This window comes from Halobacteriovorax sp. DA5 (genome assembly GCF_002903145.1).
Lineage (GTDB): Bacteria > Bdellovibrionota > Bacteriovoracia > Bacteriovoracales > Bacteriovoracaceae > Halobacteriovorax_A.
This window is the reverse complement of record NZ_PPDJ01000008.1, coordinates 293,438-315,301: the sequence shown is the minus strand read 5'-3', so window position 1 is coordinate 315,301 and position 21,864 is coordinate 293,438. Positions and strand designations below refer to the sequence as shown.

Sequence of the window (21,864 nt, the reverse complement as noted above, 5' to 3'; positions counted from 1 at the left end):
AGAATTTATCTTATCTTGATATAGTGTTATATCTGTAATGAATTTTTACTTACGGATTTCTTATGAACACTTTTAATCATTTCATTGAAAACAACAATGCCTTTAAAGAATCATACCTAGAAGGTTTAGCACTATATCGTGAAGATGCTTCTGCGAACGAAGATGAAAATGAGCTTCTCTCACAAAGGTTTCAAAGCTTTTATAAAGAGGCCATCTTTTCGGATAAGCTTAATGACTACTCCAACCTTAATTTCTATTGGTTCAATCTAATAGAGGCACTTATTGAGATCATTTCTTATCATAGCGAATTTGAAGTTGGTGGTGAATTCGAAATGAGTGAATCTGAAGATGCAATTTTTAACTTCTGGCATGACAGTAACTTGGCCAAAGTTTTTTTAAATTCATTAAATGATTCAAAAGACCTGTTAGCTGAGTCCAAAAAACTAGTAACAATTTTAGAAGAGAATATTATTGCTTTCTTCAAGATTCACATTGATGAGAATATTGACAGCGAATTAACTTATTTGAATGTACCTGAACTAGGTGATGATAATTTATCAGCTTATCAAAATGGTCAAAGAATTATCTTTGATAATTTAGAAGATAAGGTTTTGGCAAAGCTGAATAGCTCATCACAAAAGAAGCCAGCAGTTATTTCTAAAATAGATGATTTAAATATAATTTTCTATTCCGAATTAGAAGAAACAGCTCAGGAGATGACGATAAAAATTGAAAAAGCTTATCGTCGCCTTCAAAAATACACACCAGAACTTTTTGAAGTATTCAAAGAGTTTACACAAAACATTATTCCAATTCGAGAAAAAGGAATAGTAAGCTACTCAATGCAAACTCTTCCTGGATACTCGTCAATTAACACATATGATCGTGATGATATGGACTTAATGGATGATCTACTTCATGAAAATGGTCACCACGTTTTAAACAGCTATCTTAATCAAGAGGAGCTTTTAGAAGAGCTTGAAGAAAAAATATACTACAGTCCATGGAGACGCGCCCTAAGGCCTATTAGGGGCATTTATCACGCTTATATGACGTTTTATTGGGCCCTTGAACTATTCTCATCACTTTCACGACTTGAAGAACATGATTTCTCTAATGCTGAGTTTAGCAAGATTCAAGAACGTGCTATTGAAGAATACTATATGCTTCAATTCTGTGAACTAGATCTAGAGAAAGCCTACAGAGAAGAGATCATCTCTCCTGAAGGATATGAAGTATATTTACAATTCAAATCAATGGTTAATTCTCACAGGGATCATATATTTGCTCTAGAGAAGAGCTTAAATTCTAGTGCTGTAGAAGAACTTAAAAATGAACTTCTAACAGCACGAAATGAATATTATTAATTATAATTTTGAAATTTTTGATTTTAGTGCCTGCATCTCATTTGCGGGCATTAACTCACCTTGAGAAGTTGCTATTGGCATCCCCTTCTCAATAACACTTAAACAATCATCATATTTTTTTTGTTTAAATAAAATCTTTGATTTAAGAAGATACGCAACTGAGTACTTAGGATTTTCATTTAAGACAATCTCAATATGCCCCATGGCCTTATCAAACTTATCATTACTAAAATGAATATCGGCTAGGCCATAGTTGGCAACGACATCATTTTCGTCAATGGCCAAAACTTTATTAAACATATCAAAACGTCGAGCTCTGTCTTCTTTTTCCGCACGCTCACGCTCTTCTTGTTCTTTTTTAAATTTAGCCTCATCACCAAATCGCTTGAATGAAGCAACTGTCGCAAGAGACTTCTCTTCTTCAGCTTCTTCAATCTTACCTAACTTCATCAGATAGAGAGACTTGTTTGTGTGGGCCATAACAGAATTTTCATCAACTTTTAGGAGTTGATCCATTACATCTATGGCCTTCTGATGATCACCACTATTACCTAAAATAACGCCCTTTGATTCATAGGCATCAGCATAATGAGGATTGAAGCTTATTACCATATCAAGTAATTCGATAGCTTTTTCGACTTCTTTCTTATGGTATAGACTTACCGCCTTATTAAAAAACACTTCACTTAAACCATCCGCAGATAAATTCTCTATCGGATATGTTTTGATCTTCATGTTAGAATCGATATCAAGATCATTGATTAAGAAATCACGAGGTGCTTTAACACTATAAAAGAACATACCTTGCTCTTCATATGAACTAAGAATTTTTAACTTTTTTCCTTCTGCACTTAACTCATCACCCTCAAGTTTGATTCTTGATTCAACTAAAACAGGAAAGCGAGCAGCTCCACGACGAGATTCTATTTTAGCAGCAGTTTCCTGTCCTAAAAAACAACCTTTCTTATAGCTTACAGCGTACTCATTCAATCTCGTTTCATTCACGAGATCCTTTTGAGTAATATTTAAGTTAAAAATAGGCCAAGCTGATAATGTAATAAGCTTATCTAAAAATTCTTTAGAAATAGTTGATTCAACTGCCTTATCAGTTAAACCAATATAAGCCTGTCCATCAAATATAGTTACTGGGACAAAGTCGTCTTTCTTATGTGTTGAAATAGTTGCGACTTTGTTTAATTCTTTAATTTCGATGTCTTCCATAATGATGAACTTCTCAAGCTCTTCTATCGTGGCCTGAGCAAGATCATTATTAACAACAAGGTAGTATCTATCTGCATTATTAATTAAATAGAAAAAAGAATACACTCGACCTGTACGATCTAAGCGACAGGCCAGAGATGCCCTATTTACAACTTCATTTAAGTCAACAGTTAACTGACGCTGAAGATAGTCCTTCGTCTCGTTACCAATAAATGCATAGACCTTATGATCTTCAAATGAAAATTGATTATCATAAAAAAAGAAATTACTTAAAACTTGAGCGGTCATTAACTAAACACTAAAGCTTTCACCACAACCACAAGTATTCTTTGCATTTGGGTTTTCAAAAACAAAACCTTTACCATTAAGGCCGTCTTTAAAATCTAAAGTAATACCACTTAAGTAGATCGATGACTTTGGATCCACGAGAATCCTTACACCATCTAGTTCAATAATATTGTCTGACTCTTTAGGAGCATCAAAATCAATATTATAAGAAAGACCTGAACAACCTCCACCAATAACTCCAAGGCGTAAGCCGAAGTCTTGAGTCGATCGATCCTCACTTTCGAAAATATTTTTTATTTGTGCAACTGCTTTTGGCGTCACATTTAATAACTCGTTCATATAAACCTCTAATATTACGTAGGTAATAATGACCAATAACTGAATTATATCACAATGATGATATACTTTATATAGGAGCAAGAAACAATGTCTATCTCATTGATTATTAAGAGCGGTGAAAATAAAGCAAAGGTTCTAATTAAACCTAAATTAAGCTTTGGACGCTCTAAGTCGTCTGTTGATATTTCAATCGATGACTCTAAAATTTCATCAAAACATCTAGAAATTACTTATCATAATAAGGAAATAATTGTTAAGGATCTAGGATCGACAAACGGTACCTATATTAACAATAAAAAATTAATAGATGAGCAGCGTCTCTATATTTATGAAACGGTACGTATTGGAAATTGCATCATCTGTATTGATCTAAACGACTTAACTGATATTGAGTATAAATTTCTAACAAAGCCAGTAGACGCTAATGAGATCTCTCATAATAGTACTCAAACATCTACTGTGCTATCTGATCAAACCGGATTTTTGGCCCTAAACCAATTATCACTTGAAAAACAGAAGTTAAGAGCCGAAATTAATAAGAAACAGCCTATTCAAAAAGTTAGAAAGAAAGTCGCAAAAAAGAAAAAACCTGAGCCAGAAGACAAAACTGTCATGACTAAGATTTTAAAATTCTTCAAGTAAGCCTTCTTAATCTTTTTTTGGTACCCAAGGAATATCTTGAATATTTTCATGCTTATTTAAAAATCTAGCAACGATAAAGAAATAATCCGATAGTCGATTTAAATACTCTAAATCAATTGGATCTACATCCCCAAGCTCCACGGCTTCTCTTTCAACTTGGCGTGTTTTTGTGCGACAAATATGAACGTTAGAGGCAGCAACGCTTCCACCAGGAAGTATGAAATATTTTAAAGGATCTACTACAGAATCAAAATAATCGATTTCTCCTTCTAAATGAAGGATGTCTTCAATACTTAATTTCGGTAATTTAAAATTATCTCGGTCCTCTCTAAGCGTTGCGAAGTTAGAACCGAGAACAAAAAGATTTTCTTGAATTGATTTAAAAGTATTTTTTACTCTCGAAACATCGATGTAACAGAGCGATAGACCTACATAGCTATTAAGCTCATCAAGATTTCCATAAAGATTTATACGAGCACTTGCTTTAGATACTCGTTGGCCTCCAACAAGACTAGTCTCACCTTTATCACCTGTACGAGTGTAGATCTTCGACTTCTTCATTACATATTCCTTCTGTACTTCCCACCAATTTCATAAAGAAGATTAGTGATTTGTCCAAGAGAACAATAATTAACTGTTTCAATAAGTTCAGCAAAAATATTTCCACCAGATAAAGCAACTGCTCTTAGTTTATTTAGTGCTTCATCAGATTTATCAGCATTTCTAGATTTGAAATCATTTAAACGTGAAATCTGACCTTTCTTTTCTTCGTCGCTACAACGTGAAAGTTCAATTTCTTGGTTTAACTGCTCATCAATATTGTCTGCAATATAAGTATTAACACCAATGATTGGAAGTTCACCAGTATCTTTTAGTGTCTCATAGTATAGAGACTCTTCTTGAATTTTTGATCTTTGATACATACTTTCCATTGCACCAAGAACACCACCCTTATCAGAAATTCTTTCAAATTCTGCTAAGATAGCTTCTTCAACAAGATCGGCTAACTCTTCAATTACGTAAGCTCCCTGCATAGGGTTGTCAGATTTATTTAAACCAAACTCGCGGTTAATAATCATCTGAATTGCCATTGCACGTCTTACAGACTCTTCAGTTGGAGTCGTAATCGCTTCATCATAAGCATTTGTATGAAGAGAGTTACAATTATCAGAAAGTGCAAGGTAAGCTTGTAGAGTCGTTCTAATATCATTGAAATCAATTTCTTGAGCGTGTAAAGAACGCCCTGAAGTTTGAATGTGATATTTAAATTTTTGAGACTTGTCATTTGCACCATATTTATCACGCATTGTGATCGCCCAAATCTTTCTAGCAACACGTCCGATCACTGAGTATTCAGGATCAAGACCATTAGAGAAGAAGAAAGATAAGTTTTGAGAGAACTCATCAATATTTAATCCACGAGCTAAGTAGTACTCAACAAAAGTGAAACCATTAGCAAGAGTGAAAGCAACTTGAGTAATAGGGTTCGCGCCAGCTTCTGCAATATGGTATCCCGAAATTGAAACCGTATAGTAATTTTTAATTTTCTGCTGACAGAAATACTCTTGAACATCTCCCATCATCTTAAGTGCAAACTCAAGAGAGAAGATACATGTGTTCTGTGCCTGATCTTCTTTTAGGATATCTGCTTGTACAGTACCTCTAATTTGTTGAAGAATTGCTAGGCGTTTTTCATTATCGTAATAATCCTCACCTTTTAACTTTTGTCTTAAAGCAGTGTTTAAGTAGAAAGCTAACATAATTGGTGCAGGGCCATTAATTGTCATTGATACAGATGTATATGGATCAGATAGATCAAAGCCATCAAATAGTAATTCCATATCTTCAACTGTCGCAATCGAAACTCCGGCTTCACCAATTTTACCAAAGATATCTGGACGAAGATCTGGATCTTCTCCGTAAAGAGTTACAGAGTCAAAAGCAGTTGAAAGACGTTTCGCTTTGTCATCTTTTGAAAGGTAGTGAAAACGCTTATTCGTTCTTGCTGGGCCACCTTCTCCTGCAAACATTCTCTTTGGATCTTCATCAGTACGCTTAAATGGGAAAATCCCTGCGCCGAATGGAAAGAAGCCTGGCATATTTACATCTCTAATGAAACGGTACTGATCAACTTTAGAAGAGAATCTTGGAGTTCCTACTTTTTGAATTTCTAATCCAGAAAGTGAAGTATATTTAGTTGCAACTTTAAACTCTCGATCACGTACGTGATAAGTGAAAGTTCCGTCTTGGTATTGCTTTAAAACTGATTGAAATTGTTCAATCTCTTTTTCAACATCTTCACCAAGCTCTGCTTTAAGCTCAGCAAGCTTTGCATCAACTTCGTTACTTGGAACAATTTTACTTGTGATCTCAAGTGCTTCGATGTCACGAAGTTTTTCCATTCTAATTTCAGTTTCGTTATTATAGTCACGAGAAGCCTTAGCAATCTCTCTTAGGTATAATGATCTCTCTGCAGGAATAATTCTCGTCTTATCATTACTTGCACGATTTGCGATGATTCCTTCTAGAGGTGATTGATCAAAGTCAAATGTTTGAGCAATAGCCTGAAATAAAGCATTTACACCAACATCATTAAACTTAGATGCCATTGTTCCAAAAATTGGAAGCTCTTCATCCGTCGGAGAACCTGGATGACCAGCAAACAGTTGATGATTGCGGCGATATTGCTTTCTAATATCTCTCATTGAATCTTCTGAACGAGGCTTTTCAAACTTGTTTAGAACTACAAAGTCAGCCTGTTCAAGCATCTCAATTTTTTCAAGTTGAGTTGCAGCACCATACTCAGGAGTCATTACATATACACACTTATCTGAGATCTTTGTAATCTCATCAGAAGCCTGACCAATACCTGAAGTTTCAACGATAATTAAATCGAAATCTTGTTCCTTTAAAAAGTTAACAGTCTTTTTAATTTGAGGAGAAAGCTCTGTACCAGAGTCACGAGTTGCCAGTGATCTAATATAGAAGTTTTCAAAATTAGCAGAACCAAGTCTAATACGGTCACCTAAAAGAGCACCTTGAGTTTTCTTCTTAGTTGGGTCAACTGAAATAAGTGCAACTTTCTTTTCTGGATAAAAGCGGTGAAATCTTAAAAGTGTTTCATCAATTAAAGATGACTTACCAGCACCACCTGTCCCCGTGATACCAAGAACTGGAATATTTTTATTTGAAGAAGGAATTTCAATATCGGCTCCATCTTCAATAGCAGTAATTACTTTTGCTAATTGAGTCTTTGGTAGATCCTTTGCTTTTGCATCAAGAGTGAAGCCATCAAGTGTTGAGTGAGTAGCTCTCTCAATCATATCGTCAATAATTCCCTCAAGACCTAATTTCATCCCGTCTTCAGGAGAATAGATTCTTGTGATACCTTTTTCGTGCAGGGCCTTAATTTCTTTTGGAGTGATTACACCACCACCGCCGCCAAAAATACGAACGTTAGTTGCCCCAGCTTCATCTAAAAGCTCACGTACATAAGCAAAGTATTCATTATGCCCACCTTGATAAGAACTCAAGGCAACAGCATTTGCGTCTTCGTGTAAAACAGCATCAACAACCTCTTGTGCAGAACGGTTGTGTCCAAGGTGAATAACTTCCACACCTTTTGACTGAAGAAGCCTTCTCATAATATTTATTGATACATCATGGCCATCAAATAAACTGGCCGCTGTGACAAATCTTAATTTTCTCACTCTAAACCTCTGAAATCACGTCAGGTAAAAACAATTATTTACCCAAGCTTTTTATCATTCAATATTGCTAAAGGACTATACCTAATGTATTTTAATCAGGCAAAAATCCCTTTTATGATGCGTTGAAATACGTTAAAATACTGCTAATTAACTTAGTATTAGGAATTGCTAATGAGCGAAGATGTTAAATTTTTAGTGGAGAATCCTTACCACTCGGCACGCTTTAAGCCAGCGAGAAAAGGTAAGAAGGGCCCTAAGCTACTAGCTGTTGTTCACCAGTCAGGATGTACAGGATGTGAAATCTGTATCCAAGGTTGTCCAGTAGACTCAATTGAACTAGTACCTGGTCCAAATCCAAATAACCCACAATTCAATCAAACAGTTGAAATCGACCTAGCTAGATGTATTGGTTGTCAAAACTGCTCTCAAGACTGTCCTTGGGAAACGATTACAATGTATGAGCACAATGATGCTTTTGCAATTTGGGGACGTGAAACTCTTAAGTCAGAACTCTATGTTTCAGAAGAGTCTCTTAACGAGCTACACAGCGAATTTGGAATTACAAAAGAAAAACCAAGTGAAGAAACAAATACAGAAGAAGAGAGTGCTTAAGCCTAGGCTTTAGCACTCTTTTTATTTCCACGAACTTCAGTTAAAAAATAATCAACAATATATATACCTGCTGCTACAGATATTGAAGCATCTGCCACGTTGAAAGCAGCAAAGTGCCATCCCTTATAATAGAAATCAAACATATCGACGACGTAATCTAATGAGATACGATCAATAAGATTTCCAACAGCTCCAGCGAAGATCATTGAATAAGCTAAACAAAGCATATAACTTTTCTTTCTTGAGTCCCAGATTAAATAGACAAACCAAAGACATGCAATTACCGGCAGGATTTTAAAAAGAATCATTCTAACTACGTCAGGAAACTCACTCCCCATTCCAAAAGCTACACCAGGATTCTTCACATAAGTAAGATTAAAGAAGCCAGGAATAACTGTTAATGTTTCCCCAAGCTTAAAACTAGATTGAATTGCTCCCTTAGAAAATTGATCCAAGAAAAGAATTCCAACAATAAGTAATGTCATTTGCCAAATTCGATTCATTTATAAAATTCCTTAGGGTTAATCTCGTACTTTTCAATCTTTCTAAGAAGTGTCTTCTTAGGAATATTTGCTTTCAATGCTGTTTGATTAATCTTTCCATTATTAATTTTTAAAGCCTGGATGATAAATTCTTTTTCAAAAATATCTTTAGCTTGTGAAAAATTAAGCCTTAGCTCACCGTCAACTTCATTAGTTGCAAAAACAAATTGATAACCTTGTGCACTTGCAATTAATTGTTCATCTTGTCCCGCATCTGTAAGAACAGAGTCCTTAATTTCATCGTAATCAATAATAGCTTGAGATTCTTCGACAAGATTTTCAACTGTAACTGATTTTCTTATCTTATCTGGTAAAGAGCTGGCTTTGATAATATCACCACTTTCAATAATGAAAGCATGCTCGATAACATTTCTAAGCTCACGAATATTACCTGGCCAATCATGACCTTGCATAATCTTCATTGCTTCTTCATCAAGTCCACTAATTTCTAGATTATGAACATTATTAAAATACTTAACGTAGTATTCAACAAGATGAGGAATATCTGAGTTTCTCTCTCTTAACGGAGGAAGATATACAGGAAGAACATTTAAACGGTAGAATAAGTCTTCTCTAAATGTTCCTTCTTCAATCATCTTTTCAAATGGTTTGTGTGAAGCTGCAATTACACGAACATCAGCTTTAATCTCTCTATTTGAACCGACAGGAGTGAAGGTACCTTCTTGAAGAACGCGCAGTAGTTTAACTTGCATCGTTGGTGAAACATCACCGATCTCATCTAAGAAAAGAGTTCCACCATCAGCAAATTGAAACTTACCGATTTTTCTTTCGTTAGCACCAGTAAATGCACCTTTTTCGTGACCAAATAATTCTGACTCTATTAAGTTTTCAGGAATAGCTGCCAAGTTAATCGTTACAAATTTTTCATCTTTTCTTGGACCATTATAGTGAATTGCACGAGCAACAAGCTCTTTACCTGTACCAGACTCACCTCGAATTAAAACCGGAGTGTTTACTTGCGCAAGCTTTCCAATAACATTGAAAACCTTCTGCATAACATCTGATTCACCAACAAATTTATTTTTTGTATCACCAAGTGATAAAACTGGAGCCGAGAAACCAACTGTTTCAACAAGTGATCTTGCTTTAAGGGCACGCTTAATCAATGAAACAAGATTGTCTGAGCTGATCGGCTTTTCAAGGTAATTATAAGCGCCTTCTTTTACGACCTTTACCGCATCAGTAACATTTGAATACGCAGTTAAGATAATAACAATTACTGAAGGATCATGTTTCTTAATCTCTGTTAACGCTTCAATACCATCCATTTCAGGCATGTTCACGTCCATAACAACTAGATCATACTTAGTCTTATAAACAGCACTTAACGCCTCTTTCCCGTTGTCGGCAACATCAACTGCAAAGTGATGAAATTCCAACGCCTCTCTTACTGAGGTTTGTAAAACTTTATCATCATCGACAACTAAAACCTTATGCATATGCACTCCATTTATTTATTCAAAAATTTAATTAGAAAACTTGTTCCTTCTCCAAGTGATGAAGTTACAGAAATCTCACCACCATGAAGTTCTACGAAATATTTTACCAGATAAAGACCTAGACCGCTCCCCTTAATAATATGGGACGCATCATTTTTAACCCGATAAAACTTCTCAAATATATTATCGACATCGTCTTGGCCCATACCAACACCATTGTCTGAAATTTCAATATAGACCCAAGTATCATCGTCCCAAGTCTTTATATTAATTGTCTTACCTTCACCAGCATATTTAATCGAGTTTTCAACAATATTAGAAACAATACGATTAACGAGACTAACATCAATCTCAATTGGAAATAGTGGTCCGAGCTCTGTCTCAATTGACATCTCTTTTGAACGCGCCAGGTACATTAAGCTATTTACGCAATCTTCAATAATTTTATTAACATCCTTACTTTGTAGATTAAGAGAGATATTTCGAGACTCAACTTTTGTAAGGTCTAAAATTGAAGTGATAAAATTATTAAGTTCTTTTGTTGAATCAATAATAGTTTTTAGTCCATCGTGCATGTAGGTTTCACCACCACGATTTCTTTGCAGCATATTATCAGCAACACCTGCAATTTTGGCTACCGGTGTCTTCAGGTCATGACTCATTAACGAAATAAAGTTTTGCTTTAAGTTTTCAACTCTCTTAAGTAGCTTTGTTTCTTCTTGAATCTTATAACGACGTTGATACTCACCAATCGCCCTAAATGGTACCCAAATATAGTAAACGACAAACACTGTTAATAAGATATGCGTAATATAAAGCCAAAGTCCAAAGAGTAAAAAGATTAAATATGAAAAGAGAACTGTTCCAACAATAATCCCAAACGTAATAAGAAGTCCTTTAGCTGGCTGAATTCTAGATATAACAATTGAAAGAATGACACCAATTAACATCGAAAGAATTTTAGTCACCCAAAGAGGTATTGAATAAATTAATTGATTCTCCATTAATGCTTTTGTCATATTGGCATGGATTTCTAATTTCGAAGTTCTCTTCTGATCTTTATCAAATGGAGTCTTTGCATAATGTCTCAAATTCGAAATATAGGCAGGGCCAATTAAAACAACTTTTCCATTAAAGTAGCCACTTGGAATATTTCCAACAACAACTCTGTGAACAGGTAGTTTTTCTAAGTGCTCTAGTGTTCGTAATGGATAACGAAATAAGCTGAAGCTAGCATCAGCTTCTGGCATATAGTAAGCACTCTTAAGCTTATTTAAAACAAGTGGTTCTTCATTATTAATTATTCGCCATTCATTAGCAGTCCAAAAATCAAGAGTCTCTTCACCTGAAATATTGAGAACCATTCTTCTAACGACATCATCTTTAGCAAAGAGCTTACTATCAATATTCACAACTGCTGGAGAATATCCTAAGTCTCTTAATTCTTGTGGAGGAAGACGCTCTCCCCAAGAATCTAATTCTGTCCCATAACGATAAAGTCCACCTTGCTTCATATAATCTTTAATTTCATCATGAAGCAATTGAAGAGACGCTGCCTCTCTTTCATTTAATGGAGCAGAGAGATCTCCAAAGAAATTTATAATTGCTGGTTTATCCTTTAAGACTTTCCTAAAAAGCTTTAGATAAGTTGTATAGGTATAAGGATAACTCTCGCCAAGAAACTCATCACTCTCTTCATCAATCTTAATGAGAACGATATTATCATCGTGAACGAGAGTCATATCTAGCTTTAGTCTTAGATCATAAAAGATTGCTTCAATAGATTGAAACTTATACTGAAATAAAACAGACAAGAAGACGACTGTAAAAAGCGCTGGGTAATATTTTGTAAAATCTAATTCTCTGAAGTACTTAAAAAAGTTCTTCATAGTAACTCACTTTGATGAAATCGCTCATCCATAGCATCTGGAGTACGTAGAATTGACCACATTGTTGTTGAAGCGACATTAAAATGCACAACATTAATCATCGCATTCTCAAGGTAAATTACCTTCTGAGCAACTCCTCTCATATCGACACTCTCATTCTTTTTAAAGTGATATTCTTTAAAACTATTTGAAAGGCGATTAAATAATCTTCGAGGTACCACAAACATATAACGGAAAACGGCTTCAGCTCTTGCCAACTTGAACACCCAATTAAAAATCGTACGCCAAAACAAAAGAACCACTAAGATGTGAGTTAGTATCTTTGCATTAATTGTCTCATTGAAACTAAGTTCAGCCTCAAGGTACTTATCCATTTCAGATGGCGATAAATTCTTTATGATAGCTGAGTTGATGATCACATAACCAGAACCAAGCAAGCTTCCCATCATAAAGAAAGGAGCATTTTTACTCTCAAAAAACTTCAATCTTCCCTTATTGCCTCTAAAGTGAAGTCCATTTATTTTATTAAAAATGGCCACATGTTCTTTGTTATCTAATCTTATTGGGTTTAGCTTAGACAGCACAATGGAAGGTATGATGTAAGTAAACGAAATTACATAGATTAATGTCGCCAATGCTACCGAACTCGAAATGTGGAGATTTGTACTGAAGACAATGAATCCACCGGCCAGGAAAAATACCTGAATAAAGACGATAAAAAGACTTAATAAATATGAAATTAATACACTAAACAAAATTTTGTCCCTATTTTTTTTACAAGATATTCTCTAATTATAGACCCAAATCCAAAATACGGCTATAAGTCATCTGAATCACAGATAGACAAAAGCAGATATATATGAAGCGATTGATATATAATTTCGCAGCGCACCTATTGTGGATTCCGTAATTGTGATACACAAGGCATTAACGTTTTAAATATAAGCAGAAGGGGTATTTTGAATGCATACTAAGCTACTTTTTGGTACAGCAGGTGTTCCTAATTCTACAGTTAAAAAGAACAATCCAGTAGAAGGTGTTAAAAGAATTCACGAACTTGGACTTGATTGTATGCAACTCGAGTTTGCACACGGCGTAAGAATGAAGGAAGAAGTTTCTTCAAATCTAAGAAAAGTATCATATGAGCTAGGCGTTCCATTAACTTCTCACGGCCCATACTATATCAACCTAAATGCTAGAGAGCAGGATAAAATTGATTCTTCTGTTGAAAGAATCATCCAAACAGCTAAGATTTCTGACCTTTGTGGTGCAGAATCAATGACTTTCCACGCAGCTTTCTACATGAAAGATTCTCCATATGATGTTTTCGACCTAGTTGAAAAGTCGATGAATGTAATCGAAGAAAGATTAAGCAGACTTGATATTGAGATTGAGCTTCGTCCAGAGCTTACAGGAAAGACTTCACAGTTTGGTTCTTTAGAAGAGCTTATCAGCCTAACTAAGAACGTAGACTCTTGTCGCCCATGTATGGACTTCTCTCACTTATATGCACGTACTAACCAGTACAACTCTGAAGAAGAGTTTGATGAAGTAATCAATAAACTTAAAGAAGAACTTGGTGAAGATTCAGTTAAAAATATGCACATCCATATTTCAGGTATTAGCACTAACTCTAAAGGTGATCTTAAACACCTTAACCTAGAGAAATCTGACTTTAACTGGAAAGATCTTCTAAAGTCTCTTAAGAAGAATGGTTGTGGTGGATACATGATCTGTAACTCACCAAACCTAGAAGACGATGCATTAATGCTTAAAAATTACTACAATTCACTATAAAAAAAAAGCGGCTTTTAAGCCGCTTTTTTTATCTCTTCAAAATCTTTAGTTTCGATATAAATATTTTCATCCATCATATAAACAACTAAGTCATCATGTGTTTGAAGAACTTCTTTTAGGCCATCATTAAGGGCTTTATCATAAAGTTTAAGTTCAAGAAAACTGCTTATTTTCAAGTCATTAATAAATGAAAGTCCTTGTGGAAAATCTATGAAAGTACCACCGATCCAGAGACGATAAGACTTTATTTCTGAAATATAATTTAGTTGATGAGCATTAGAGTTGGCACTTTCAGTTAAGTTGAAAGTTTCACCAACCAGTTTATCGAAAGAAAGATCTAATATTTTGCTACTTTTCACGACTTACTTATCGGTAAGTTCGAAGATATCTTAACGAGCGTCTGTTTCTTTAAACTCGTAAAAAGACTTCACATCACTGATATCTGAAATCAACCACTTATCATCCTTCTTAATAATAAGAGCAATCTTCTTAACAGAGATCGAAACATCTTGTTTTGTCTTACCATCCGTGGCCTCATCATCATAGGCCACTGAATAAGTGATTGAACACTCATCCCCCGAGCAGTTCTTATAGACAATCGAAAGTCTAGATTTCTTGAAATTAGACATTTCATTGAGCTTCTTCGCGTCCTCAGTTAGTGCCTGAGTATATTCTTCAAGTAATGTACCAGTAAGGTAATCTTTAAGCTCATCAACTTTAATTTCATCATTCAGTCTTTTCTCGATAAATGCAGTTAGCACTCCTTCAGGAGACTTATTTGAGTTACATGAAATAAAAAGTAATGCAATGATTAGATACTTAAACATTTAGAGTTCCTTCCTAGATTATAATGAAACAATTCCTCTTCGTTTCAGAATATTATAAAGTGTAATCCAGTTGTAATTATTATTTTCTGACTTTGATAATAATTTTAATCCATAGCCGTTAGGGTAAACGAGCTCAACACAAAAGTTATCAACAAATTTTCTACCTTCATATTCTAACTCAAATTCTAACTTTTCACCCTTAGATATTTTTTCACTTGTGTAGATTACAATTCCTTTATCATCACAGTTAGAAATTTTAACAGGTAAACAAGAGCCTGACGAAAGATATACATTTCCTTCAAGAGAACAAAAGCCGTCGAAATTAAAATTTTCTTTTGTAAAAATTGGTTTGAAGATTGCTTGTCCAAGCTCTTCCTTCAAAAGAAGAATCATATTATATGAAACTAATAAAAAGATTACCGCCATCAAAAGTATAATCTTGTCGTACTCCACTAGGAATAATGAAAATACCTTATAAAAGATATTTAAAACAAAGACCGACAGAACCACTACAGTAAGTTCTCCCATGTAGAGAATCTTAAAAATTAAAAATATAGCTAAGGCAGTTGTAATTTTATAGGTCGTAACAATTCCGATAAAACGATTCAAGTCAATTGCTGAAACATCTGCATCAAGTGAATAACACGTATGTAGGAAAAACAGCGAAAATACCACAAACAGAATATTTAGCAATTTGAATGTCAGAGTGTCAGAATTGTGCACTTATTACCTTAAATTTTAAAATTTGTTATAATTAATATATGGATTATTATCTCGAAATTTCTTCACGTTGTATAGAGTGTGATAACTGCAGGCTTATCTGTCCAGAAAAGGCAATTTTTATGGATAAAGGTAAGTACACAATAGAACCTTGGGCCTGTACGTTGTGTAACGCATGTATACTTGTTTGCCCTGTCGACTGTATAAAAGAAGTTACTCAGAAAGAATAATCTTTTTCCTTATAAGTAATAATTCTCGAATCGAAATCAAATCGAACACCAAGCCAATCCATTATCGATGTCGATCTAAAATCAGTTCCTTCAAGTTCCTCGATAGAGGCAACAAATTTTTTAACCACAGCTGGAAGCTTTTCAAGGTCTGAAATTACATCAATATACTTGTCCAGTGTACCCAAGTCGAGAAACACTGGGTTTTTAGGAAGGCTCATATGGACTGTTTTATTATTATAGTCCGCTACCGTTTTGAAGAAAGATGATTCACCTTCAACCAGTGGAATCTTTCTTAAATCTAATATACCAACACCTGAGTAAGTTAAATAATTACGATCAGCATCATGAGGTGAAATACTTGTAAGCTTTCCATCAATAACTTTAGTCTCGTTGTAAGAAGCATCTTTATCAACTTCAATTGCATATAAGTGAGCAATCGCATTAGCAGATAACATTCGTTCAACATCATTTTGAATCTGCTCAAAATCAAAAAAATAAAATTGATCAGAATTAATAATGAATATAACCTCATCATCAATATGCTTCTTCAAATTATGAATACAGCCACCGCTACCTAAGATATCTGGTTCATGTAGTAAGACAACATCCTTATCTTTTGCCCAAACTAGCATTTCGTCATGACAATGGTGAGAATTTATATAGATATTATTACAACCTAACATTTTTGCATAAGCTACTTGTAAATCCAGCAGACGTAGATTGAAAAATGGCCATAAAGGTTTAGGTATTATTTTTCCTAGATTTCCCATGCGTGTGCCAAAACCAGCACTAGCAATAAAGCAAGTTTTAATCATTCAAACCTCGCTCTAAAATTTTTGCGAAATCATTAAACTTTTCAATTGTACTCGTTTTACAAGTATTAATGAGCTTCTCTAAGTTTACAGGGATGAATTGTAGGTAATTATCTTTCTTTTTATCGATATTTAAATAGGCGAAACTTCCAAGGGCCTTAAAAGTTCTTTGAATTTGCACAATATGATAATCATTTTTGTACTTATTATAAAAGTCATTATCATAACTTAATAATAACTTCTCTTTCTCGGCGTCAGAGAAATTAATATAACAGTCGTCCACAAGTGAAACTAAATCATACATTTTTGGGCCAACCCTCATGTCTTGATAGTCAATATGGAATAGAACACCATCCTTAACATAAAGATTATTTGAGTGATAATCGCGATGACAAACAACTTCCTTATGAGATTCATAATAGTTAATGATGTATTCTCTCACTTCTTTAAGAAGTAAACTTTCATCATTATTTAGTTCAACTCCTAAATGTTGCTGTAGAAAATAATTGCATGCTAAATCAAATTCGAAACCAATTTTTTCACGATCAAAGTCTCTTCCCATGCAAAACTCAAGTGGCATATTTTGATATTTTTTAATATCGCCTACAGCTTCTACATGCTTAGAAAGTCCTGAAGAAAGATAAAAATCTTTTAACGAAATACTTCCAATATCTTCTAGAATAAGGATTGAAAACTCAGGATCGTAGAATAGAATCTTAGGTGTTTTAATATCACTTAAAATATTATTTGTGACAGTGTTGAAGTCACAACTTTGTTGGCCATTTGAAATCTCAACACACACTACATATGTATTATTCTCGTGATTTAAACGATAGTACTCACGGCTAGAAGCATCACCTGACAATTTCTGCAGTTTACTATCTTCAGTATAATAACCAACATTTTCTAACTTATTTACAATTGATTCTTTATTCATCCTATTTACTCTTTAGATACTTTCTTTGAAATAATAGAATAGACGAGATGAGTTTTTTTCAAAAATTAAATTCTCATCCTCTCCACTATTAACCATATAATTTTTAAGTAAAAATTCTTCTTTCGAAAGCTCATGTGAGTGTACACCTTGCACACTAAAACTAATCGATTGACGGTTTAGAGTCTGGAGCCAAAGAAGTCGTGCCTCTGGATCGTATCCAGATTTGATCAATACTTCGTAGACCAAATTATTTAAGTCTCTTTTAGCATTCAAGTCTAAATTATTAATACGAATCATATCATCGATAGTGTAAGAATTTAGTGGAATCAGTTTTTTCTTCTCATAGATGCCAATTTTACTTCTTATCAATTCTCCTAAGAGAACGGCCACGAAAATATTCTCACTATTCATATAATTTTTAAGTAAACCACGAGACATAAAAACGTTATTTTTTGGAAGGGAGAAGTAGAAATTCCTATTGTCATCAACAATATAAAAATTGATACCAAAATCGTCTTTTTGAAAGAGCCCTTGATTATTTAAATAAAGTTCTTTTGCAATTGTATTCAAGTATCGTAATGATCTTCTATTTGGCTTTCTTACCTTATTATTTTTGATGAAAAGTTCTGCTATTCCTTCAAGGTGCGTCAGATAATCTTGAGATGTAAACGTATCCTGATAGTTGTATGGATAATCATTATCTTTTTTATAAAGATAAGTACAAGACGTGAAACTAAATAGTGTTAGTAGAATTAAAATTTTCATCTTCTATTAGGTAAAAAATAAAAAAGCTCTCGTTATGAGAGCTTTATATAATTAATCTATTATACATGAATTACATAGACTCGGAAGCAACATCTCTTTCCTCAGGAACATAATAAAGTGTAAAACCTGCAAAGATTAGATTTGGATCTTTAATCATATCTCTATTATTATCCCAGATTGATCTCCACTTGGCCGGTGTTCCATACTTATCTTGAGAAATAACACCAAGTGTTTCTCCTCTTCTAATTAAGTGAGGTAGTCCAACTGGATTCCAATTAAATTGTCCACTTTGATATTTGATTTTATCTCCTGCTTGAAGACCATCGGCTAAAGCTTCTTGATTCATCGCTTGGATATCACGCCACTTTCTATAGTCACCATATAGCTTAAAAGCAATCCACATTAGTGTTTCACCTTTTTGAACTTCATAGTAATCAGATGCAGTTACAATAACATCTTTTTCTAAAGCTACATTTTCTTCAAGAAGAATTTCATCTGTTGGTGATGGTGCTTCACTTCCAAGAACAGCAACTGATTCATCGGTCGGTTGCATTGTTGCTTCTTCTAGTTGATTTAGATCTTCATTCGCATCAACAACGAAGTCAGAATCATCAATTGAAATCTCTTCAGATTGTTCAGCCGCTGCTACTTCCCCTTCTTTCTTTTCATTGTTTGAACATGAAGTGAAAGTTAGTGCCGAAACTAATAATAATAAGAATATCTTCTTCATGGTATATTACCCCTTTTAAATAGTAACAATTATATGTAATTCCCTTCGGTTACTTTTAAATAGATATTTAAATTTTAACCGCCTAGACTAATTTCTTCATGCGATGTACAATTTTTCCGTATGAAGAATATAATGATCCTATTCTTACTATTTTTATCAACTACTGCTCTTTCTCAAAGTGCGGTTAATGATTTCTCAAATGCAGCTAATTTTGAACTAGCTAATGAAAAGCTATTGAAAATTTCTGGAACCAAAAGAATTATTCTTGTCAGTAATAGTCAAGATAGCTTCGCAAAAGGTGACTACATTACTATCTTAATAAATAAGGTACCTGTTGCACGTGGAGTTGTTCCGAAACAAGAAGAGAATCAAGCAGCTGTTAAAGTCACAAAAGTGTACGATGAAGAATTATTTAAAAATTTCTTTGTAAACCAAGATGTTCAAATCTTACGTGGCGATGACTCAGCTTACGGTAAGCCCGCTGACAATCAAGATGATCAATTTAAAATCACTGATTCAGAATCTCTTTATGATGATACGACATTACTAGAGGAAGACTTGTATGGTGATGAAAGTCAACAAACAGGTGTCATTAAAAATGATAATATCGCCTCTGTTGGTATCGGTCTTGTGGATGGATTTAACACTGCCGGAAAGCAAGATACAAATACTCAATATAATGCCGCATGGTCTTTTCAAGTTGAAAAAAATATTTGGATCGAAGGCTTTATTGGTCGTCATCTTATTCGTGCTTTCCCTGCAGATGATATAGATACAGCAGTAAATCAGTATATCTTCAGAGCAAAGTACTCATTTGAAGGTCCTTTATACACAGTATTTATGCCATATGTTGGATATAAATTTGCAACTGCTGATAGTCCTGGTGCTGGTGACGTTTCTAAAGTTGGTTCAGACCAAGCCCAAAGAGAACTTGACCTCGTTGCAAGTGTTGAGCAAGATGAGTTTGTTTTTGGTGCAACAGGATTTAAAAGATTAGTACCTGGATGGTTTTTAAGGGTTGATATTGGAACAGATGTAATGGGAGTAGGTCTTGCACTTGAGTTCTAAGTTTTTATTATTTTTTACTACTTTTGCACTAACTTCTTGTGGTGTAAAAACTGCTCCCAAGCCAAAGAATGATAACTTTCCTTCATTCATTGAGCAAAATAAAAAAGTACTAAGACCTAAGTCACAGCTTAAATCTAAAAGCTCAGATGAAGATTCAAAAAAAGAATCTAAAAAGTCTTCGAACTAATGAAAATAATCTTCAGTCTCGGCTCAAATTTAAATAATAAAGAAGAGATTCTTCTTAGCGCAACTAAAGAAATCGAATTGGCCCTAGATGCCAAATCATTTATTAGTAGGATTTTCGAAACCCCACCATACGGGCCACAAGATCAGCCAAATTTTTATAATATTGCTCTTGAAATTGAGACATCCCAAAACATAGAGCCAGAAGCTCTTTTGCACATAGCAAAAGAAATCGAAAATAAACTTGGTCGCAAACGACGCTATCACTGGGGCCCTAGAGAGATTGATATCGATATTATTTTTATTGATAAATTAAAATATGAATCAAAGAACTTAATTATACCCCATAAAGAATTTAGAAATAGAAGCTTTGTGCTCGAGCCCTTGAAGGATTTACCGAGCTATAGCGAATACAAATCATATTTTGAAATTGCTGAATTGAAGCATAATGATGCAACACCACTCAAATAGTACCAAGGTGTTTTATTACACTATCTTAAGCCTTTATTACCTATTTACTAAATACTGAAAAACTATCTATAATAATGTCACATTATCTTTAGAACAATAGGTTCCATCATGATCAACTTTGAATTAACTTCCGAGCAAAAAGAAATTCGTGAACTTGCAATGAAATTTGCAAAAAATGAGATGATGCCTAAAGCTGGCGAATATGATGAAAAGGCACAGATGCCTTTGGACATTCTTCGCAAAGCTTGGGAGCTTGGTTTAGTTAATACTTGTATTCCAGCTGAATATGGTGGTGCAGGTTTTTCTACTATTGATTCAATGATCATTACTGAAGCTCTTGCCTATGGCTGTCTAGGAATGAATACCGCAATCATGGCAAATGATCTTGCACTTCTACCAATTGTTATTGGTGGGAATGAAGAACAAAAAAAGAGATTTTTAACTCCTTTTACTGAAGATTATAAAATTGCAGCTTTCTGCTTAACAGAACCAGGCTATGGGTCAGATGCAGCGGGTATCAAAACAACTATAAAAGAAAGTGGAGATCACTACTTATTAAATGGAAATAAGATGTGGATCACAAATGCAGGATATGCAGATCTTTTTGTTGTCTATGCAACAACTGATACAACACTTAAGCACAAAGGTATTACGGCACTTGTTATTGATGGAAAGTCCGAGGGAATTGAGCTTGGTGAAAAAGAAAATAAAATGGGACATCGTTGTTCTGATACTAGAGCAGTGACTTTTACAAACGTAAAAGTTCCAAAAGAGAATATTTTAGGTGGTCTTGGTCAAGGTTGGCCAATTGCAATGGCAACATTAAATCACTCTAGACCTATGGTTGCGAGTTCCGCAGTAGGTGGAGCTCAATGTGCTATGGATCATGCGGTTAAGTATGCTGGGGAGAGAGTACAATTTGGTGTTCCACTATCTCGTCATCAGGCCATTCAAATGATGATCGCCGACATGGGAATTGAAATTGAAGCAGCTCGACTACTTGTTCAAAAGGCTGCGTGGTCAATTGATAATGGAAAACCAAATCCAGAACTTTCATCATACTCAAAAGCTAAAGCCGCTGATATGTTTATGAAAGTAGCAACTGATGCTGTACAAGTATTTGGTGGCTACGGTTATAGTAAAGAATATCCAGTTGAAAAAATAATGAGAGACGCCAAACTCATTCAAATATATGAAGGCACTTCACAAATACAAAGATTAGTTATTGCTAAAGAAATTTTTACAAGGAGCTAA

Annotated in this window: 24 protein-coding genes; 9 read left to right on the top strand and 15 right to left on the bottom strand. The window is 34.4% G+C overall.

Features of this window, described 5'->3' with window-relative positions; translation table 11 throughout:
- Window positions 1-62: 62 nt before the first annotated feature.
- On the top strand, window positions 63-1,367 hold the full coding sequence (locus C0Z22_RS12320) for an HEXXH motif-containing putative peptide modification protein (protein ID WP_103218672.1): 1,305 nt from the start codon (window positions 63-65) through the stop codon (window positions 1,365-1,367).
- On the opposite strand, the gene C0Z22_RS12315 is transcribed toward C0Z22_RS12320, so the two are convergent.
- Together C0Z22_RS12315 and C0Z22_RS12310 are read right to left on the bottom strand one after the other, a co-directional pair.
- Window positions 1,368-2,876, bottom strand: coding sequence for a CDC27 family protein (locus C0Z22_RS12315; RefSeq protein ID WP_103218671.1), 1,509 nt, complete (start codon window positions 2,874-2,876; stop codon window positions 1,368-1,370).
- A gap of 3 nt (window positions 2,877-2,879) precedes the next feature.
- On the bottom strand, window positions 2,880-3,215 hold the full coding sequence (locus tag C0Z22_RS12310) for an iron-sulfur cluster assembly accessory protein (protein WP_103218670.1): 336 nt from the start codon (window positions 3,213-3,215) through the stop codon (window positions 2,880-2,882).
- An 87-nt stretch (window positions 3,216-3,302) separates the two neighbouring features.
- Between C0Z22_RS12310 and C0Z22_RS12305 the strand changes: the two genes are divergently transcribed.
- Window positions 3,303-3,857: an FHA domain-containing protein gene (locus C0Z22_RS12305; RefSeq protein WP_103218669.1), complete on the top strand. Its 555-nt coding sequence runs from the start codon at window positions 3,303-3,305 to the stop codon at window positions 3,855-3,857.
- Window positions 3,858-3,863: 6 nt separating this feature from the next.
- Here the strand turns inward: C0Z22_RS12305 and C0Z22_RS12300 are convergent, their stop codons facing one another.
- Together C0Z22_RS12300 and icmF are read right to left on the bottom strand one after the other, a co-directional pair.
- Entirely contained in the window at window positions 3,864-4,418 is a 555-nt protein-coding gene (locus C0Z22_RS12300; protein WP_103218668.1) for a cob(I)yrinic acid a,c-diamide adenosyltransferase, read from the bottom strand.
- Window positions 4,418-7,567, bottom strand: a complete 3,150-nt coding sequence (gene icmF, locus C0Z22_RS12295; protein ID WP_199177561.1) for a fused isobutyryl-CoA mutase/GTPase IcmF — start codon at window positions 7,565-7,567, stop codon at window positions 4,418-4,420. The genes C0Z22_RS12300 and icmF overlap by 1 nt, the downstream gene beginning before the upstream one ends.
- Window positions 7,568-7,738: 171 nt before the next feature.
- On the opposite strand from icmF, the gene C0Z22_RS12290 reads away from it, so the two are divergent.
- Window positions 7,739-8,179, top strand: a complete 441-nt coding sequence (locus tag C0Z22_RS12290) for a 4Fe-4S dicluster domain-containing protein (protein WP_103218667.1) — start codon at window positions 7,739-7,741, stop codon at window positions 8,177-8,179.
- A gap of 2 nt (window positions 8,180-8,181) precedes the next feature.
- On the opposite strand, the gene lspA is transcribed toward C0Z22_RS12290, so the two are convergent.
- The 4 genes from lspA to C0Z22_RS12270 are packed head-to-tail and all read right to left on the bottom strand — an operon-like array spanning window position 8,182 to window position 12,825.
- Entirely contained in the window at window positions 8,182-8,682 is a 501-nt protein-coding gene (gene lspA, locus C0Z22_RS12285; protein ID WP_103218666.1) for a signal peptidase II, read from the bottom strand.
- A complete protein-coding gene (locus C0Z22_RS12280) occupies window positions 8,679-10,181 on the bottom strand; it encodes a sigma-54 dependent transcriptional regulator (protein WP_103218665.1) in 1,503 nt (500 codons plus the stop codon). The genes lspA and C0Z22_RS12280 overlap by 4 nt, the downstream gene beginning before the upstream one ends.
- Window positions 10,182-10,192: 11 nt before the next feature.
- The gene (locus C0Z22_RS12275; RefSeq protein WP_103218664.1) at window positions 10,193-12,070 is read right to left on the bottom strand and encodes an ATP-binding protein; all 1,878 of its coding nucleotides are present in this window, start codon (window positions 12,068-12,070) and stop codon (window positions 10,193-10,195) included.
- On the bottom strand, window positions 12,067-12,825 hold the full coding sequence (locus C0Z22_RS12270; RefSeq protein ID WP_146037889.1) for a hypothetical protein: 759 nt from the start codon (window positions 12,823-12,825) through the stop codon (window positions 12,067-12,069). Before C0Z22_RS12270 ends, C0Z22_RS12275 begins: the two co-directional genes overlap by 4 nt.
- Before the next feature lie 208 nt (window positions 12,826-13,033).
- On the opposite strand from C0Z22_RS12270, the gene C0Z22_RS12265 reads away from it, so the two are divergent.
- Window positions 13,034-13,867 carry a TIM barrel protein gene (locus tag C0Z22_RS12265; RefSeq protein WP_103218662.1) on the top strand — a complete coding sequence of 278 codons (834 nt, stop codon included), beginning with the start codon at window positions 13,034-13,036 and terminating at the stop codon, window positions 13,865-13,867.
- Window positions 13,868-13,881: 14 nt separating this feature from the next.
- On the opposite strand, the gene C0Z22_RS12260 is transcribed toward C0Z22_RS12265, so the two are convergent.
- The 3 genes from C0Z22_RS12260 to C0Z22_RS15925 are packed head-to-tail and all read right to left on the bottom strand — an operon-like array spanning window position 13,882 to window position 15,369.
- Entirely contained in the window at window positions 13,882-14,226 is a 345-nt protein-coding gene (locus C0Z22_RS12260) for a hypothetical protein (protein WP_103218661.1), read from the bottom strand.
- Window positions 14,227-14,256: 30 nt separating this feature from the next.
- Window positions 14,257-14,694, bottom strand: a complete 438-nt coding sequence (locus C0Z22_RS12255; protein WP_103218660.1) for a hypothetical protein — start codon at window positions 14,692-14,694, stop codon at window positions 14,257-14,259.
- A gap of 18 nt (window positions 14,695-14,712) precedes the next feature.
- Window positions 14,713-15,369, bottom strand: a complete 657-nt coding sequence (locus tag C0Z22_RS15925; protein ID WP_146037888.1) for a hypothetical protein — start codon at window positions 15,367-15,369, stop codon at window positions 14,713-14,715.
- 86 nt (window positions 15,370-15,455) lie between these two features.
- On the opposite strand from C0Z22_RS15925, the gene C0Z22_RS16395 reads away from it, so the two are divergent.
- A complete protein-coding gene (locus tag C0Z22_RS16395; RefSeq protein WP_103218658.1) occupies window positions 15,456-15,644 on the top strand; it encodes a DUF362 domain-containing protein in 189 nt (62 codons plus the stop codon).
- On the opposite strand, the gene C0Z22_RS12240 is transcribed toward C0Z22_RS16395, so the two are convergent.
- From C0Z22_RS12240 to C0Z22_RS12225, 4 genes are all read right to left on the bottom strand, one after another.
- Window positions 15,632-16,459, bottom strand: a complete 828-nt coding sequence (locus C0Z22_RS12240; protein ID WP_103218657.1) for a sugar phosphate nucleotidyltransferase — start codon at window positions 16,457-16,459, stop codon at window positions 15,632-15,634. The genes C0Z22_RS16395 and C0Z22_RS12240 overlap by 13 nt on opposite strands.
- Complete coding sequence (locus tag C0Z22_RS12235) at window positions 16,452-17,393, bottom strand: phosphotransferase (protein ID WP_103218656.1); 942 nt, start codon at window positions 17,391-17,393, stop codon at window positions 16,452-16,454. The genes C0Z22_RS12240 and C0Z22_RS12235 overlap by 8 nt, the downstream gene beginning before the upstream one ends.
- A gap of 12 nt (window positions 17,394-17,405) precedes the next feature.
- Window positions 17,406-18,158, bottom strand: coding sequence for a hypothetical protein (locus C0Z22_RS12230; protein WP_103218655.1), 753 nt, complete (start codon window positions 18,156-18,158; stop codon window positions 17,406-17,408).
- Between the two features lie 70 nt (window positions 18,159-18,228).
- Window positions 18,229-18,888, bottom strand: coding sequence for a LysM peptidoglycan-binding domain-containing protein (locus tag C0Z22_RS12225; protein ID WP_103218654.1), 660 nt, complete (start codon window positions 18,886-18,888; stop codon window positions 18,229-18,231).
- A 120-nt stretch (window positions 18,889-19,008) separates the two neighbouring features.
- On the opposite strand from C0Z22_RS12225, the gene C0Z22_RS12220 reads away from it, so the two are divergent.
- The 4 genes from C0Z22_RS12220 (at window position 19,009) to C0Z22_RS12205 (ending at window position 21,864) form a co-directional block, all read left to right on the top strand.
- On the top strand, window positions 19,009-19,956 hold the full coding sequence (locus tag C0Z22_RS12220) for a hypothetical protein (RefSeq protein ID WP_146037887.1): 948 nt from the start codon (window positions 19,009-19,011) through the stop codon (window positions 19,954-19,956).
- Complete coding sequence (locus C0Z22_RS12215) at window positions 19,946-20,143, top strand: hypothetical protein (RefSeq protein ID WP_158246916.1); 198 nt, start codon at window positions 19,946-19,948, stop codon at window positions 20,141-20,143. The genes C0Z22_RS12220 and C0Z22_RS12215 overlap by 11 nt, the downstream gene beginning before the upstream one ends.
- Window positions 20,143-20,610 carry a 2-amino-4-hydroxy-6-hydroxymethyldihydropteridine diphosphokinase gene (folK, locus tag C0Z22_RS12210; RefSeq protein WP_103218651.1) on the top strand — a complete coding sequence of 156 codons (468 nt, stop codon included), beginning with the start codon at window positions 20,143-20,145 and terminating at the stop codon, window positions 20,608-20,610. The genes C0Z22_RS12215 and folK overlap by 1 nt, the downstream gene beginning before the upstream one ends.
- A 111-nt stretch (window positions 20,611-20,721) precedes the next feature.
- A complete protein-coding gene (locus C0Z22_RS12205; protein ID WP_368667188.1) occupies window positions 20,722-21,864 on the top strand; it encodes an acyl-CoA dehydrogenase family protein in 1,143 nt (380 codons plus the stop codon).